Origin of the sequence: Nesterenkonia alkaliphila (assembly GCF_009758175.1) — a bacterium.
GTDB lineage: Bacteria > Actinomycetota > Actinomycetes > Actinomycetales > Micrococcaceae > Nesterenkonia > Nesterenkonia alkaliphila.
In genome coordinates this window covers 45,954-61,194 of sequence record NZ_WRPM01000103.1, presented here as the reverse complement: position 1 = coordinate 61,194, position 15,241 = coordinate 45,954, and the positions used below count along the sequence as shown (strand labels likewise).

Here is a 15,241-nt window from a genome sequence, read left to right as displayed (position 1 = left end):
TTTCCGTCATATGGAATGCGGTGGGCCCTCCCGCCGCCTCGTCTTAACGCAGAGGGGTCCCGATGACTGACACCGCAGGAAACCGCTCCGGTTTCCGCATCCGTGAAAGCTTCTCCGGCCGCACAGCATTCATCCTTGTGGCCATCGGCTCTGCCGTAGGGCTGGGCAATATCTGGCGCTTCCCGTACGTCACCTACGAGAACGGCGGCGGCGCCTTCCTGATCCCGTACCTGATTGCACTGCTGACCGCTGGTCTGCCTATCCTGCTCTTCGACTACGCAATGGGCTATAAGTTCCGCGGCTCCCCGCCGCTGGCCTTCAAACGCATGCACCCCAGCGCTGAGGCGGTGGGCTGGTTCCAGGTGGGCATCTGCTTCCTGATCGCCATCTACTATGCCGCGATCGTCGCCTGGGCGGCGATGTACACCTGGTTCTCGCTGACCCAGGCCTGGGGTGAGGACGCGGAGGGCTTCTTCTTCGCCGAGTTCCTGCAGTACGACGGCGGCGGTGCCGAGGGCGCGGGAATCTCCGTGGACTTCGTCGCACAAGTGGGCTGGCCGCTGATCGTGGTGTGGGTGCTGCTCCTGGCTGCCCTGGCCACCGGGGTGCGCAAGGGCCTGACCGCGATCTCGCTGATCGGGATGCCTGTGCTCTTCCTCATGTTCGCCGTCCTGGTCGGATACTCGCTAACCCTTGAGGGAGCCACCACCGGCCTCAACGCGCTCTTCACCCCGGACTGGGGAGCTTTGACCGATGCCACCGTATGGATCCAGGCCTACGGGCAGATCTTCTTCAGCCTCTCAGTGGGCTTCGGCATCATGATCACCTATGCCTCGTACCTGCGCAGGAAGTCCAATGCCACCGGCTCCGGCCTGGTGGTCGGCTTCGCCAACTCCTCCTTCGAGGTGCTGGCGGCCATCGGAGTCTTCTCCGCCCTGGGGTTCCTGGCCGTGGCGGCCGGCACCGCCGTGGACGAGGTGGCCAGCTCCGGGCTGGGCCTAGCCTTCGTCGCCTTCCCCACCATCATTTCCGAGGCGCCGGCCTCCGCGCTGCTCGGAGTGCTCTTCTTCGGCTCGCTGACCCTGGCCGGGATCACCTCGCTGATCTCCATCCTGGAGGTGGTCGTCTCCGCGGTGAAGGACAAGACGGGTTGGTCCCGCCCGGTCTCGGTAGCCGCCGCCGGCCTGCCCGCAGCGCTGATCTCCGTGGTGCTCATCGGCGGAGTCTCTGGAGTGACCATCCTGGATGTGGTCGACGCATTCTCCAATAATGTCGGCATCGTGCTCGGCGCCTTCGCCTCGGTAGTGCTGGCCACCTGGGTCTACCGGAAGCTGGACGTGCTGCGGGCCGCGCTCAACGCCTACGGCTCCCTCACCTTGGGCCCGGTGTGGAAGACCCTGATCGGGGTGGTTCTCCCACTGGTGCTCGGGGTGCTGCTGGTGCTGGACATCCGCGACAAGATCCTCGAGGGCTACGGCGGATTCGACACGTGGGTGCTGGCCACCTTCGGCTGGGGCTCCCTGGCGCTGATGATCGTGGTCTCGGTGGGGCTGAGCCTCATGCCCTGGTCAGAGAGCTCCGCGATGCATATGGAAGACCCGGACCGTGACGAAGCCGGAAAGGAGACAGTCTGATGGACGCAGCTGCCGTGGTGATGATGATCGTTGCGCTGGTGACCGTCTGGGGCGGGCTCATCGCCGCCCTGATCCACCTCGCCCGCCACCCCGAGGACGCCTCCGAGTAGCTCCGCCCTGCCGCTGGCCGCCTCGCGCACCGCCTCTGGCCTGGGGCCGGCGTGCAGGCTCCTTCCGCCGCGCGTCTGCGCTGTGCTGTACATCTGCGCTGTGCTGAATATCTGCACTGGACACCGCCGACCTCGGAGACTGGGCGCGGCGCCCCCGGGCGACGCCGATAAACTCCTGGATCTGCTCGGAGTCCCGTTCCCGCAGCCAGAGAAGCGAGACGTCATAGCCGGGCGCCTGGTCCAGGACCCGCGTGACGACGTCCTTGCGACTCAGCGACCTGGCCACCGAATGCGGCATCACCAGCAGGCCCGCCCCGGATGCCACCACCTCCAGGGCGATGCGCTCAGCACGTGCCAGCTCCTCCCCGGCAAGCGGTCGGTGCGGGTCCGCGGGCTCGCTGACCATCCCGCGAGGGTCCAAGAACGGCTCATCGAAGAGCTCGGCGACGTCCACCGAGTCCTCCGCGGCGGCCACACAGTGATCCCGCGCCGCGCAGACCACGGCCTGCTCGGTATAGAGCCGGACCCGGTGGAAGAGTCCCTCCTCAGGCAGCTGCAGGCCCTCCCTGCTGCGGTGGTAGCTGATGTCTACGGTGCCCGCGATGAGGCGCTCAGGTGCCCCGGCGTCGTCGTAATAGACCACCCGGAGCGAGATCGCCGGAAACCGCTCACGCCAACGCCGCACCCACTTATCCGGTGCAGCCCCGGGGATCGCACCGAGGGTGAGCTGCCCCGGGAAGCTCACACCACCTTCTTGCGCAGAAAGTCGAGGCTGCGTTCCCAAGCCAGGGCGGCCTTCTCGGGGTCGTAGGTGCCGATGAGGTTCTCATCGTTGTGGAAGGCGTGGCCGGCCTCGTAGTAGAAGAACTCGACCTCGGCCCCGGACTCCTCACGGATCTGGGCCTCCTGCGCCCGGGCCTGGTCCTCCGGGTACATCTGGTCCTGGGTGGCGTAGTGGCCCTGCACGGCTGCTCTGACCCCGGTGTAGGTCTCCGGCACCGCCTGGCCCACCCCGTAGAAGGGCACAGCTGCGGAGATCTTCTCCCCCTGCTGGGCGGCCAGGGCCAGGACGAACCCCCCGCCCATGCAGAAGCCGATGGCACCCACTGTGGAGGAGGTGACATCCTCGTGGGCGAGCAGGAAGTCTGCCGCCCCGGCCAGCTGCCGTGCGCCCTCCTCGGCCGGGAGCTTGGACATCATCTCGCCGGCCTCGTCTCCGTCGTGGGTGATCCAACCGCCGTAGAGGTCCGGGGCCAGGGCCACAAACCCTGCAGCAGCCAGGCGGTCGGTCACCTCCTTGATGTGGTCAGTCAGGCCCCACCACTCCTGGATGACGATCACGGCCGGTCCGGAGCCTGAGGGCGGGGTGGCCAGATAACCGTGACCGGTGTCGGTGACATCGGCCTCGGGCAGCGGGAAGGTGATGTTCTGGTGCGGGGTCTTCTCAGCCATGCAGTCCTCCTTGGTATACACGTCGGCCCTCCTCAGACTACCGAGGAGGGCCGACGTGGTGAAGTGAGGATTATTCGAGCTCGTCCGCCAGGTCAGACTCGTAGAGATCCTCGAACTCCGCCTGCACCCGCTCCAGCTCTTCGCGCACATCGGCGTCACTGGTCAGCAGGCTCTGCAGAGTCTCTGCCAGCTCCAGGTCAGCACCGGGCAGGAAGACGCGGGCGTAGTCCTGCACCCGGGCACGCTCCAGCTGGTCCACTGCCGTCTCGAACTGCGGACGCTCCTGGTAGACCTCGGACATATCGGCGTCCTGGTGGGAGGGGACGTAGCCGGTGCCTGCGGAGAAGATCGCCTGCGACTCCGCTGAGGTCATGTGGGCGGCGAACATCGCGGCGGCCAGCTGCTCCTCGGGGGAGGAGGCGGAGGCGATCATCAGACCGGCGCCCCCAGTGGGGGTCTCGCCCTCGGCGGCAGGCCCGTCAGGCAGGAAGGCGGTGCCCACCTCGAAGTCTGCAGCCTCCAGGATGCCTCCCAGTGAGCCGGTGGACTGGATGGTCATTGAGGCCACGCCAGAGGCGAAGTCATCGGTCTGCGAGGTGGCGGCCACATTCGCCCAGCCCTCCTGCACGCCGTTCTGAGCGAACTCGATGGCCTCCACGGTCTCATCGGAGGAGACTGCGGAGAAGTCCCACTCATCGGACCATCCGCCGCCGTAGCCCCATACCAGGTTTGCCATGCCCCAGGCCGGGTACTCATTGGAGGGCGGGAAGGCGTAGCCGTAGGAGGCCACACCCTCATCCACGATGGTCTGGGCGATCTCGGCCACTTCGTCCCAGGTCTGCGGCGGGGCGTCCACACCGGCCTCTTCGAAGTGCTCCACGTTGTAGTAGAACAGCGGGGTGGACCGGGCGTAGGGGACCCCGTAGTGGTTGTCCTCGTAGAGGTAGTCCTCGTAGAGCGCCTCCACATACCCGCTGACGTCCACATCGGCGGCCTCCAGCAGTTCGTCCACCGGTGCCAGGGCGCCATTGAGGTAGTTGGGGAACCAGGTGGCGTCGGAGAGGACGATGACATCGGCGTTGGAGCCGCCGCCGGTCTGGAACCACTGGGAGGTCTCCTCGTAGTTGGCTCCGGAGGTGATCACCTCAACCTCAATGCCGGTCTCCTCGGTGAACTGCTCGATCAGCTCGTCCTCCAGGTCCTCTGAGCCGCCGGGGTGGTTGGTGGCGAAGACGATGGAGTCTGCCGGCTCCACCTCGGACCAGTCGGTCTCCTCGCCCTCCTCGGCGGCGTCGCCCCCGCCGGTGTCGGGGCCGCAGGCGGTGACCGCAAGGGCCGCCGCGCTGAACACGGCGATCCCCTTCCAGGTGCGGGTGATGCTCGGATGCTTCATAGTGGTGCTCCTTTGATTATTCATCGGGATAATAGGCATGGCTCGGAGGTCTACTTCACTGGGCTACTTCACTGCGCCCTGGGTCAGGCCGGCCACGATGTAGCGCTGCAGCATGGCGAAGATGATCAGCATGGGCACAATCACCAGTACGGCACCGGCCATCAGGATGCCGTAGCTGGCCACGGTGTCCTCCACGCTGCGCAGCTGGTTCAGGGCCACCGGCAGTGTCATCTTGTCCCGGCTGTCGGTGATGATCAGCGGCCAGAGGAAGCTGTTCCACTCGTTGACGATGGTCACCAGTGCAACGGTGGAGATTGCCGGCAGGGAGACCGGCACCGCGATCTGGAACAGCTTGCGGAAGTGGCCGGCCCCATCCAGGTCGGCGGCCTCGAACAGCTCCTTGGGCAGGGCTTTGAAGTGCTGGCGCAGCAGGAAGGTGCCGAAGGCGGTGCCCAGCCCGGGCAGGATGATCCCCCACAGCGTGTTCCGCCCGCCGAGTGCCTCAATGGTCATGAAGTTGGGCAGCATGGAGACCTCCGGGGGCACCATCAGCGCCACCAGGATGCCTAAGAAGATCAGATTCGCCCCGGGCACTCGGATGAACACCAGGGCGTAGGCAGTGGTGATGGCCAGCAGCACCTTGATCGCCGAGCCCACCGAGGTGACGATGATGCTGTTCTGCAGCACCGTCAGCAACGGGATGCGCCGGTCAACCGTCTCGTAGTTCTCCAGGGTGGGGTTCTGGGGGAGGAAGTCCGGCGCCAGGGTCACGATCTCGTTGACCGGCTTGAAGCTCGAGGAGATCATCCACACCAGGGGCAGCACGATGATCAGCAGGGCAACCACGATGGGCAGATATCCCGCCAGCAGCGTGTCGGCCAGATTGCGGGGGCTGAACGCCTTGGTCCAGTCTGGGGCACTCCGGCGGCGGGCGGTTGCTGCGTGAGGTGCCTGGGGCGTCGTCGTGCTCACTGGTAGTGCACCTTCCTCTCCACGAACCGTAGTTGGACGGCGGTGATGATGAGCAGAGTCAGGAACAGCACCACGGCGATGGCCGCAGAGTAGCCGGCTCGGTTGAACTGGCCGAAGGACTGCAGGTAGATCTCGAAGATGATGGTGTTGGTGCCGTTGCCGGTGGGAGTCATCACCCGAAGGATGTCAAAGGCATTGGTCATGGAGAAGATGATGTTGGTGACCAGCAGGAAGAACACAGTGGGCGTCAGCAGCGGCAGCACCACCGAGAAGAACCGGCGCACCGGGCCGGCCCGGTCGATAGTCGCCGCCTCAAGGAGGTCCCGGGGAATGGACTGCAGGCCCGCCAGGAAGACCACCGCACAGTAGCCGAGGTTCTTCCAGACGTAGACGATTATCACCATCCACAGATTTGCGTCCGGGTCCAGGAACCACTGGGGGGAGTCGATGCCGAAGCGGTTCAGAATATGCATCAGGGCCCCGCGCTGGGGATCGAAGATGAACATCCACACCAGGGCCACGCCCACCCCGGAGAGCACATAGGGGCTGAAGACCGCGGTGCGGGCGAAGGTGCGGCCCGGAATCTTCTTGTTCAGCACCAGGGCGATGAGCAGGCCCAGCACCATGGAGCCGGCGACCGCCCCGAAGGTGAAGATTCCAGTGACCCGCCACACCTCAAGACCTGAGGGCGAGGTGAAGAAGCGCTGGTAGTTGGCCAGTCCCACCGGATCGGCACTGGGGGCTCCGAGGCGCCAGTCCAGAGTGGAGTACCAGACGTTCATGGCCAGCGGGTAGTAGATGAACGCCAGGATCAGCAGGATATTGGGGCCTGCGAAGAGCAGGAAGAGCGACCAGTTCTTGGACCTCTGCCGGCGGCGGGCCCGTCTGCGCTCGATCTCCAGCTGGTGCTCGTCCGGCGCGCCAGAGGGCTCGGCGGAGTCTCGCCTGCCCAACGCGGGCGGCGATGCAGTAGTCGTCAAACGGTCCCCCTCAGGTTCTCCGGCGGAGCAGCAGCCTCTGGGCCATGCTCCGCCCCTTAGTCGACGGGCAGGTGTCGTTCAGTTGAACTGCACGTGAACCAGTCCTGTGTTTCACATCACTACTGGCACGATCCAGTCCATAGTACCGAGCTCCGCAGCGGCACGCCGAGGGAATGTCCAGGCAATACTGCGAGGTTGTCCATAGGGACGGTAGGACGTGGCTACCCAGGCGCTGACCAGGAGGGATGTTGTGGACCAGGTGATGGCGACCGTCCTGGCGGCCGTGCTGATCATCCTGCTGCTGAACTTCGGGACCGCCCTGTTCGCCTTCGCCCGCCGCGGCTTCAGTGAGAACTGGCTGCTGGTGGTGCTGCTGACCGGCACCACCGGGGCCGGCATGGTCGCGCTGCTGATCGTGTTGGAGTCCCTCCTGGGCGAGAATCTCAGCCCGCCCTTCCGACTGCTGGACGTGGCCCTGATCCTCACCGGCACTGCCGCGCTGACCGCAGCAGTTCGTGCCGCAGCCGGGGCACGGACCCGCGAGGATGCCGCTGAAGGCCATGACACCACCGGCAGCACGGCGCAGCGGAGTGAGCGCCCATGAGCTTTGTGCTGGAGATTCTGGCTGCGGCGCTGATCATCGGCGGCGCCTTCTTCTTCACCGTAGGCACCCTGGGGCTGATCCGGTTCACCGATGTGCGCTCCCGGCTGCACGCGCTGACCAAGGCGGACAACCTGGGGCTGGGACTGGTGCTGGCGGGCGCCGCGCTCTGGCTGGCCGACTGGGCGATCGCCGGGCTGATGCTGCTGTGCTGGCTATTCGCCCTGGCTGGGGCCTCAGTCTCTGCCCATGTAATCGGCGGGCTGGAGGCCGATCATGCCGCTGAGCGGGAGCCGATGCACCACAACGACGCCGCCGGCTCACCTGAAGCAGGTGATGACCGGTGATCTCCTCGCTCGACATCACCCTGGGCCTGGCTGTGCTGGCGGTGACCGGCCTGTGCCTGATTCCGCGCTCCCGACTGGTGATCACTATGGGCTTCCTGGCACTGGGCATCGTGGTGACCATGGTGTGGCTGCGGTTGGACTCGCTGGATGTGGCCCTGGCGGAGGCGGCCATCGGCACCGGCCTGCTGTCCGCGCTGATGGTGTGGCTGGCGGTGCGCAGCCCGGAGCCTCCCGGTGCCGGGGGGATGCAGCCCAGTCCCCGGCTGCCCTGGCTGCGGCCGCTGATCGGCCTCGCCTGCGGAGGCACCCTGGCGGTGGTGGCCGCCGCGGTCTGGTTCCGGGTGGACCAGCAGCTGCCGGCCTGGCAGGCGGGCGTGGAGGACCAGATGCCGGACACCGGGGTCGAGCACCCGATCACCGGGGTGCTGCTGGCCTTCCGCGCCTATGACACGCTGCTGGAGTCGGCGATCCTGATGCTCACCGCCGCTGCGGTGCTGGCCCTGTGCCGCGGCGGCGGGCTCTCCGACCCGGGCACCCACCGGCTGGGCGTCCACCAGACCTCGGCGCCGATGCCCCCGGTGCCCTCCGCCCTGCCCTGGGCGGCCCGGCTGCTGGCCCCGGCTCTGATGCTGCTGGGCCTGTGGCTGCTCTTCGCCGGCTCGGCCGAATCCGGCGGGGCCTTCCAGTCCGGTGCGGTGCTGGCCGCCGCCTTCATCCTGCTTCGGACCTCCCATGTGAGCCTGGGGGCCGCCACGGCTCACTGGCTGCGCCCGGTGCTGGTGGGCGGCGTCGTCGTGTTCATCCTGGCCGGGCTGGCAGGCCCGGTGCTGGGGCTGCCCTGGCTGTCCTGGCAGCCGGAGTGGGCCTTCGCGGCGGTGCTGGGGGTTGAGGTGCTGCTCACCGCGGGGATCGCCGCCGGCCTCTACACCCTCTTCCTGACCCTGGAGAACCCGGAGGGGGTGCGCTGATGCTGACAGGTCTGGACACCATCACCTGGTACCTGATGATCGCCGCGGCGGTGACCGTCTTCGGCATGGTGCGGCTGCTGCTGGTGCGCGACCTGCTGGCCCGGCTGATCGCCCTGGATGTGACCGGGATCGGGGTGCTGCTGACCCTGGTGGCGCTGGCGGCCCGCAGCCAGGCCCCCGACGCAGTGCTGCAGGCCCTGGTGATCACCGGGCTGGTGATCGCAGTGGCGTTCACCGGGCTGGGGGCGGTGCTGATCCGCCGGATCGAAGGCGCCCGGGATGACGACGACGCCGCAGTGCCCGACCGTGCCCCCGACGAGCAGACCCCGGGGGCGGACTCTGAGCAGGACCACGGGCTGTCCCCGCATGACCAAGGGGGTGATCCGCAGTGATCCCGGTGTGGTCGGCCCTGGCGGAGTTCAGTCTCGGGGCGGTGGTGCTGGCCCCGCTGCTGGCCGCCGCGGTGAGCATGCTGGTCCCGCTTCCCGCCCGGCGTGTGCTCGGCGCGGCGGTGGGGCTGCTGGTGGCCGGGCTGGTGGTGCCGCTGGTGGTCAGCGTCTCCGCCGGGGAGGTGCCCGAACTGGTGCTCGGCGGGTTCGAGGCACCTGTCGGGATCCATCTGCGCGCCGATGGCCTGGGTGCGGTGTTCCTGGCGGTGACCGCTCTGGTGGGACTGGTGCTCACGGGGTATGCCGCCGTGCTGCCGGCGGCCGAGGGCCGCTGTGCCGGTCCTAAGGGCTGGCAGCAGGGGCATCCGGGGTTCTGGCCGCTGTGGCTGGGCTGCTGGTCGGGGCTGAACGCGGTGGTCGTCTCCGGGGACCTGTTCAACCTCTACGTGGGCCTGGAGCTGGTCGGGCTGACCGCGGTGGCCCTGGTGGCTCTGGGCGGGCGCGGCTCTTGGGAGGCTGCCCTGCGGTACCTGTTCGTCGCGGTGCTGGGCTCCCTGCTCTTCCTGGCCGGGGTGGGGCTGTTGGTCTCGGTGACCGGGACCCTGGACATCGCCCAGACCCGGGAGGCGCTGGCCGAGGTGGCGGATCCGGAGGCGCCGCTGCTGGCCCTGGTGCTGATGACCCTAGGCCTGGGGATGAAGGCCGCCCTGCTGCCGATGCACCGGTGGCTGGTGCCCGCCCACTCATCGGCCCCCAGCGGGGTCTCCCCGATCCTTTCGGGCCTGGTGATCAAGGCGGCTCTGGTGGTGCTGCTGCGCGCCTGGCTGTGGGCGGTGCCGCTGAGCGGGGGCGCCCAGTCACATGCTGCTGTACAGTGGCTGGCCTGGCTGCTCGGCGCCCTGGGTGCGGCTGCGGTGCTGGGCGGCTCGGTGCTCGCGCTGCGCCAGACCAGGCTCAAACCGCTGGTGGCCTATTCCACCGTGGCTCAGATCGGCTACTGGTTCCTGGCCTTTCCGCTGCTGGTCTCCGCAGAGCACGACGACGCCCTGGCCGCAGGTGCCTATGGGGCGGTGATTGCCCTGGCGGCCGGGCACGCGATCGCCAAGGCCGGGCTGTTCGCCGCGGCCGGGCTGCTGAAGGACCGTTACGGCACTGATGAGATCGCTGCGCTGCGCGGGGCGGGTGCGCACCACCCGGCGCTGATCCTGGCGATGGGGCTGTGCGCGGTCGGCCTGATCGGACTGCCGGTGAGCCTGGGCTTCACCGGCAAGTGGCAGCTGGCCACCGCAGCCATCGGTGCCGGGCAGTGGTGGCTGATCGTCGTCCTCGCCGCCGGGACTCTGCTGGCCGCCGGGTACCTGCTGCGCGGCATCGCCCCGCTGCTGCTGCAGTCGGAGGATGAGCCTGCTGCGGCGAAACCGGTTTCTGTCCGCGAGCGGCTGGGCGAGTCCGCGGTGATGCTGCTGGGTCTGGCCACGATCGGCACCGGTCTGCTGGGCGCCTGGCTGGGGGATCTGCTGGGGGTGGGCGCCTGGTGGTGACCAACGACCTGATCCCGCTGCTGCTGGTGCTGCTCTCGGTGGCGGTGGCCGCGATGATCTTCCCGCTGCCGGAGCGTGCGGTGCGGCTGCGCAGCGCGGTGAACCTGGGCGGGGCGGTGGCCAAGCTGCTGCTGATCGTACTGCTGGTCCCCCCAGTGGTTGCCGAGGGGGTGCGCCCGGAGTTCTCGGTGCCGTTCCTGCCCACCGGGGGTGGGGAGACGATCAGCCTGGTGCTGCGGGTGGACCCGCTGGCGCTGTTCTTCGCCGGGCTCTCGGCGGTGCTGTGGCTGCTGACCACCGTCTACGCGATCGGCTATCTGGAGGGCAAGCCCAACCGCAGCCGGTTCTTCGGGTTCTTCAGCCTGTGCGTGGCCGCCACTGTGGGGATCAGCTTCTCCGGGAACCTGATCACCTTTCTGGTGTTCTATGAGCTGCTGACCCTGGTCACCTACCCGCTGGTGGCCCACTGGGGGGACGAGAAGTCGCTGCGGGCGGCGAAGCTGTATATGCGCTATGCGCTCGGCGGCGGGGTGGCGGTGCTGCTGGGCACCGTCTGGCTGACCATGGAGGCCGCCGCGGTGGACTTCGCCGAGGGCGGGGCCGCCGATGTGGCCGAGCTGGCGGAGCGCTCTCCCGGCGTCGTCGTGGTGATCTTCATCCTGCTGGTGGGCGGGCTGGGGGTGAAGTCGGCGCTGGTGCCGCTGCACTCCTGGCTGCCGGCTGCCATGGTGGCTCCGGCACCGGTTTCGGCGCTGCTGCATGCGGTTGCGGTGGTCAAGGCCGGGGTGTTCGGGATCGTGCGGGTGGTCGACGACGTCTACGGCATCCAGGTGGCCTGGGAGCTCGGGGTGCTGACCCCGCTGCTGGTGCTGGCCTGCGTGACGGTGCTCTACGGCTCGTATCAGGCGCTGCGGCAGACCGAGATCAAGTCTCGGCTGGCCTATTCCACGGTCTCCCAGGTCAGCTACGTGGTGCTGGGGGTCACGATGTTCTCCATGGCCGGGACCGCCGGGGGTGTGGTGCATCTGGTGCACCAGGGGATCATGAAGATCACCCTGTTCTTCTGTGCAGGGCTGTTCGCCGAGTCCATCGGGGCGCACAGCCTCTCCCAGCTGCGTGGGGCGGGCCGGCGGATGCCGTGGACCTCGGCGGCCTTCACGGTGGGGGCCTTCGGGATGATCGGGCTGCCGCCGACTGCCGGGTTCGTCTCCAAGTGGCAGCTGGGGCTGGGCGCCTTGGACTCCCCGCACCCCTGGGTGCTGGTGGTGCTGGTGGTCTCCGCGCTGCTGAACGCCGCGTATTTCCTGCCCGTGGTCTACAGCATGTGGTTCCACGAGCCGGAACAGGGCCGGGAACCGGACGACGACGCCCGGCTGGGCCGAACAGCCACCGGCGCCTCTTCTGCTCTGCGGCTCAGGGAGCCGGGGATGCTTCTGGTGCCGGCGCTGTGCACCGCCGGGTTCACCCTGGGGGTGGGGCTGGCGGCCTCGGTGACGTTCTCCCCGCTGCAGATCGCCCAGTTCATCGCTGAGGGGGTGTTCAGCTGATGCTCGGCGCCGGCCTGCTCGCCCTGAGCCTGCTGCTGCCGCTGACCGCAGCGGCGCTCATCGTGTTCGCCGGAACGCTGCCGGCGGCCCGGGCGCACCGGCTGCGGCGCCGCACGGCGATGCTCTCGCCGGTGACGGTGCTGCCCGCAGCTGCGCTGACGGTGGCAGCCCCCGGGGCCGAGCTTGAGCTGGACTGGCTGCTCTTCGGCACAGTGTTCCGCATGGATGCTGCGGCCCGGGCGCTGGTGCTGATCGCCGCGCTGCTCTACGGGGCGGCCCTGACGGCGGTGACCTGGGTGAAGCTTCGCCACGCGGAGCGCGGCTCCGGGGCGCTGAGCGGCTTCCTGCTGGTGTGCTTCGCCGGGAACATCGGCACCTATCTGGCCGCTGATGTGGTCAGCTTCTATCTGGCGTTCTCGGTGATGAGCTTCTCTGCGGCCGGGCTGGTGGTGCACTACCGCACCGGGGCTGCGCGGCGGGCCACTCGGATCTACCTGGTGATGTCGGTGCTCTCGGAGACCGCGGTGCTGGCCGCTCTGGTGCTGACCGCAAGCGCCGGCGGCTATCTGGTCGCCGAGGCCCCGGCCGCTGTGGCCGGCTCGGAGCACGCCGGGCTGATCGTGGCCCTGCTGCTGATCGGCTTCGGGGTCAAGGCCGGTACAGTGCCGCTGCATGTGTGGCTGCCGCTGGCGCATCCGGCGGCCCCGCCTGCTGCCTCGGCGGTGCTCTCCGGGGCGATGGTCAAGGCCGGGCTGGTGGGCTGGCTGCGGTTCCTGCCCGCCGGGGAGGCCGGTAGCGGACTGGGCCCCGACGGGCTGAGCGCTGCCGGGCACACCCTGCTGGTGCTTGCCCTGCTGGGGGCCTTCGCCGCGGTGGCAGTGGGGGTGCTGCAGTCTGACCCGAAGGTGGTGCTGGCCTATTCGACCATCAGCCAGATGGGGTTCATCGCCTGCCTGGTGGCGGTGGCGCTGCTGGTGCCTGAGGCGGCGGGCCCGGCTCTGACGGCCGCGGTGCTCTATGCGGTGCACCACGGACTGGCCAAGGGTGCGCTGTTCCTGGGCGTGCCGGTGGTCAAGCACTACGGGCGCGGCGCCTCGGGGGTGGTGGTGCTCATCGGGATGGCCGGGGCCGGGCTGGCGGTGGCCGGGGCGCCGCTGACCTCGGGGGCCTACGGGAAGTATGTGGCCAAGGAGGCTGTGGAGGATGTCACGGTGCTCGGCCTGGGGCTGGATCAGCTGCTTCCGCTGGTGGCCACCGGCTCCACTCTACTGCTGATCCGGTTCGCCTTCGTGATGTGGGCATCTGAGCGTCAGGCCCGGCGCAGCTTCGATGGTGAACTGGGCAGCTGGCTGGCGGTCTGTGCTGCCGGGGTGGTGGTGCCGTGGCTGGTCGGGGCCGCCTGGCTGCCCGGGGCGGGGGAGTTCAGCTGGACGGCCGCTGCGCTGTGGGCGGCCACCTGGCCGATCGTGCTGGGACTGGCCCTGGGTGCGGGTGCCTGGCGGCTGGCTGCGGCGGGACGGATTCCGGCACGGCTGGCCAGCGGTGAGGCCGTTGAACCAGGGGATCTGATTGTGGCGGAGGAGTCTGCGGCGGTGCGCGGCTGGCGGCACACATCCCGGGCGCTGGAGGCCGGGCACCAGGCTGCCGGCTCGCTGCGCACCGCTGGCGCCCGGGGTGCCAGGAATCTCGCGGAGCGCGCTCGTCGGGGTGTGGCCTCTGCGGAGGACTCGCTGGGCAGCTGGGAGGGTTCAGGCGTCGTCGTGCTGGTGCTCACTGCTGTGACGGTGCTGGTTGTGATGTGGAGTGGAGGTGTGTGGTGAACAAAACGCTGCCCTGGGTCGTCGCCGGGCTGCTGCGTGCTGCGGCGCTGGGTCTGCTGTGGGTGTTTTTCGCCGGGCTGAACGGGGACTATCTGATCTACGGGGCGGTCTCCGTGGCGGCCTGCACCGGGCTGAGCCTGTGGCTGGCCCCGCCGGCCTCTGCGGTGCGGATCAGCCGCTGGCCGGCCCGGGTCTGGTACGCGGCCGCTCTGTTCCTGTGGTTCGTGTGGCAGTCGGTGCTCGGCGGATTGGATGTGGCGGCCCGGTCGCTGCGCCGTCCGGTGCGGATCGAGCCGACGGTGGTCACTGCGCAGATTCAGCTGGAGGAGGGGCATGCCCGGCAGCTGGCGATGATCATGATGAACCTGATGCCCGGCTCGATGATCCAGCGCACCACTGACCACACAGGAGCGACCTCCATGGTCCAGGGCGGCGGGTATACCGTACAGCCGACCCATGTGGAGCTGCACACCCTGGCCCCTGAGCTGGACCCGGCTACCCAGTGGCAGAACCTGCAGCGCCGCGTCGCCCGCGCCTTCGCCTGATTGACCGCCAACCGTTCACTCGCAAGCAAATTTCTGGCATGCTGAGAACTATGGCACTACTCATGGACCGGCAGTCAGCCACTGTGCGCGACCGCATCCTGAAACTGGAGCGCCCATCCCTGCGACCGGTCGAGGTGAGCATCCAGGAGGATGAAGGGCCAGAAGGGCCGAGCGTGCGTGTTGCTGTGCAGCTCCGTAACTCGGCAACGTCTCCGGAGTGGAACGCCGATGATTTCCGTGCGCTCCGCCGTGATGCCCGAACCATTGCGCTCGAGGAGCTCGGTTCAGAGGTCTCCGTGAGGCTCTTATACGAGCCCGAAGATGGCGAGGATCAGCCCGCGCACTATTCCGCTGGTGATAAGTCGTTCTGATGGGGAAGTCCGATGGCGATCCGAGCGATTGAGTCCAGTGATCTGCTGTCCCTTGCCGATAAACTCGCTGGGCGTGAAGCAGGTCCTGGTAAACCACGCACAATCGAACTCAGACGTGCCATCAGCACCGCCTATTATGCGCTTTTTCACAAACGGATCCAACACGCGGCAATGCGGCTTATCGGAGGAACGGATTGGACTGAGGTTCATGCTGCTACCGCCCGCTGGATCGCCCATACTGATCTGGCGGCTCTGTCCGACGCAGTGAACGGTCGAGGAAATCAGGCTCTGCGATTTGTCCTCACAGGAGCAGATCCTCGCCTTGCAGATGTGGCTCAGGACTTTATCGATCTCCAGACTGCCAGGCACGGCGCCGACTACGATGACTACTTCGAAGTCTCAAAGGCCAGCGCTTTGGCGCTCGTGGACACAGCCCATGCCAGCGTCACGACTGCAACGGAACTTTTCCTCGCTAATGAGTCCAGCTATGACCGCTTTCTGGGCTTGGCGATCGGCGGGGTGAAAATCGCCAAGAATCGGTGAGCCAGCAGGCTCAACTTTTGTGACAGGT

The 15,241-nt window shown here is 67.9% G+C and carries 17 protein-coding genes; 12 read left to right on the top strand and 5 right to left on the bottom strand.

What is annotated here, in order from left to right:
• Window positions 1-62 precede the first annotated feature (62 nt).
• Both GNZ21_RS15395 and GNZ21_RS15390 read left to right on the top strand, forming a co-directional pair.
• A complete protein-coding gene (locus tag GNZ21_RS15395; RefSeq protein ID WP_157325931.1) occupies window positions 63-1,634 on the top strand; it encodes a sodium-dependent transporter in 1,572 nt (523 codons plus the stop codon).
• The gene (locus tag GNZ21_RS15390; RefSeq protein ID WP_157325929.1) at window positions 1,634-1,744 is read left to right on the top strand and encodes a methionine/alanine import family NSS transporter small subunit; all 111 of its coding nucleotides are present in this window, start codon (window positions 1,634-1,636) and stop codon (window positions 1,742-1,744) included. The genes GNZ21_RS15395 and GNZ21_RS15390 overlap by 1 nt, the downstream gene beginning before the upstream one ends.
• Here GNZ21_RS15390 and GNZ21_RS15385 read toward each other — a convergent pair.
• The 5 genes from GNZ21_RS15385 to GNZ21_RS15365 all read right to left on the bottom strand — a co-directional run bounded on the left by GNZ21_RS15385 (window position 1,692) and on the right by GNZ21_RS15365 (window position 6,541).
• Window positions 1,692-2,489 (bottom strand): LysR family transcriptional regulator substrate-binding protein, encoded by a 798-nt coding sequence (locus tag GNZ21_RS15385; RefSeq protein WP_157325927.1) that lies wholly within the window; start codon window positions 2,487-2,489, stop codon window positions 1,692-1,694. The genes GNZ21_RS15390 and GNZ21_RS15385 overlap by 53 nt on opposite strands.
• Window positions 2,486-3,196: a dienelactone hydrolase family protein gene (locus GNZ21_RS15380; protein WP_157325925.1), complete on the bottom strand. Its 711-nt coding sequence runs from the start codon at window positions 3,194-3,196 to the stop codon at window positions 2,486-2,488. Before GNZ21_RS15380 ends, GNZ21_RS15385 begins: the two co-directional genes overlap by 4 nt.
• 70 nt (window positions 3,197-3,266) lie before the next feature.
• Entirely contained in the window at window positions 3,267-4,589 is a 1,323-nt protein-coding gene (locus GNZ21_RS15375) for an ABC transporter substrate-binding protein (RefSeq protein ID WP_157325922.1), read from the bottom strand.
• 63 nt (window positions 4,590-4,652) lie between these two features.
• Window positions 4,653-5,561, bottom strand: a complete 909-nt coding sequence (locus GNZ21_RS15370) for a carbohydrate ABC transporter permease (RefSeq protein ID WP_188503614.1) — start codon at window positions 5,559-5,561, stop codon at window positions 4,653-4,655.
• Window positions 5,558-6,541, bottom strand: a complete 984-nt coding sequence (locus GNZ21_RS15365) for a carbohydrate ABC transporter permease (RefSeq protein ID WP_373868420.1) — start codon at window positions 6,539-6,541, stop codon at window positions 5,558-5,560. Before GNZ21_RS15365 ends, GNZ21_RS15370 begins: the two co-directional genes overlap by 4 nt.
• Window positions 6,542-6,758: 217 nt before the next feature.
• On the opposite strand from GNZ21_RS15365, the gene GNZ21_RS15360 reads away from it, so the two are divergent.
• The 10 genes from GNZ21_RS15360 to GNZ21_RS15315 all read left to right on the top strand — a co-directional run bounded on the left by GNZ21_RS15360 (window position 6,759) and on the right by GNZ21_RS15315 (window position 15,213).
• Window positions 6,759-7,145 carry a hypothetical protein gene (locus GNZ21_RS15360; protein ID WP_157325920.1) on the top strand — a complete coding sequence of 129 codons (387 nt, stop codon included), beginning with the start codon at window positions 6,759-6,761 and terminating at the stop codon, window positions 7,143-7,145.
• Window positions 7,142-7,489, top strand: a complete 348-nt coding sequence (locus GNZ21_RS15355) for a cation:proton antiporter (RefSeq protein WP_157325918.1) — start codon at window positions 7,142-7,144, stop codon at window positions 7,487-7,489. Before GNZ21_RS15360 ends, GNZ21_RS15355 begins: the two co-directional genes overlap by 4 nt.
• Window positions 7,486-8,457 (top strand): MnhB domain-containing protein, encoded by a 972-nt coding sequence (locus GNZ21_RS15350; protein WP_157325916.1) that lies wholly within the window; start codon window positions 7,486-7,488, stop codon window positions 8,455-8,457. The genes GNZ21_RS15355 and GNZ21_RS15350 overlap by 4 nt, the downstream gene beginning before the upstream one ends.
• Window positions 8,457-8,849 carry an NADH-quinone oxidoreductase subunit K gene (locus GNZ21_RS15345; protein WP_157325914.1) on the top strand — a complete coding sequence of 131 codons (393 nt, stop codon included), beginning with the start codon at window positions 8,457-8,459 and terminating at the stop codon, window positions 8,847-8,849. Before GNZ21_RS15350 ends, GNZ21_RS15345 begins: the two co-directional genes overlap by 1 nt.
• A complete protein-coding gene (locus GNZ21_RS15340; protein WP_198346046.1) occupies window positions 8,846-10,387 on the top strand; it encodes a complex I subunit 5 family protein in 1,542 nt (513 codons plus the stop codon). Before GNZ21_RS15345 ends, GNZ21_RS15340 begins: the two co-directional genes overlap by 4 nt.
• Window positions 10,381-11,934: a complex I subunit 5 family protein gene (locus GNZ21_RS15335; protein ID WP_229659479.1), complete on the top strand. Its 1,554-nt coding sequence runs from the start codon at window positions 10,381-10,383 to the stop codon at window positions 11,932-11,934. Before GNZ21_RS15340 ends, GNZ21_RS15335 begins: the two co-directional genes overlap by 7 nt.
• Complete coding sequence (locus tag GNZ21_RS15330) at window positions 11,934-13,754, top strand: complex I subunit 5 family protein (RefSeq protein ID WP_157325911.1); 1,821 nt, start codon at window positions 11,934-11,936, stop codon at window positions 13,752-13,754. Before GNZ21_RS15335 ends, GNZ21_RS15330 begins: the two co-directional genes overlap by 1 nt.
• Window positions 13,751-14,299, top strand: coding sequence for a Na+/H+ antiporter subunit E (locus tag GNZ21_RS15325; RefSeq protein ID WP_157325909.1), 549 nt, complete (start codon window positions 13,751-13,753; stop codon window positions 14,297-14,299). The genes GNZ21_RS15330 and GNZ21_RS15325 overlap by 4 nt, the downstream gene beginning before the upstream one ends.
• A gap of 83 nt (window positions 14,300-14,382) precedes the next feature.
• A complete protein-coding gene (locus GNZ21_RS15320; protein ID WP_157325907.1) occupies window positions 14,383-14,670 on the top strand; it encodes a hypothetical protein in 288 nt (95 codons plus the stop codon).
• Between the two features lie 12 nt (window positions 14,671-14,682).
• On the top strand, window positions 14,683-15,213 hold the full coding sequence (locus GNZ21_RS15315) for a hypothetical protein (RefSeq protein ID WP_157325905.1): 531 nt from the start codon (window positions 14,683-14,685) through the stop codon (window positions 15,211-15,213).
• The last annotated feature ends 28 nt before the right edge of the window (window positions 15,214-15,241 follow it).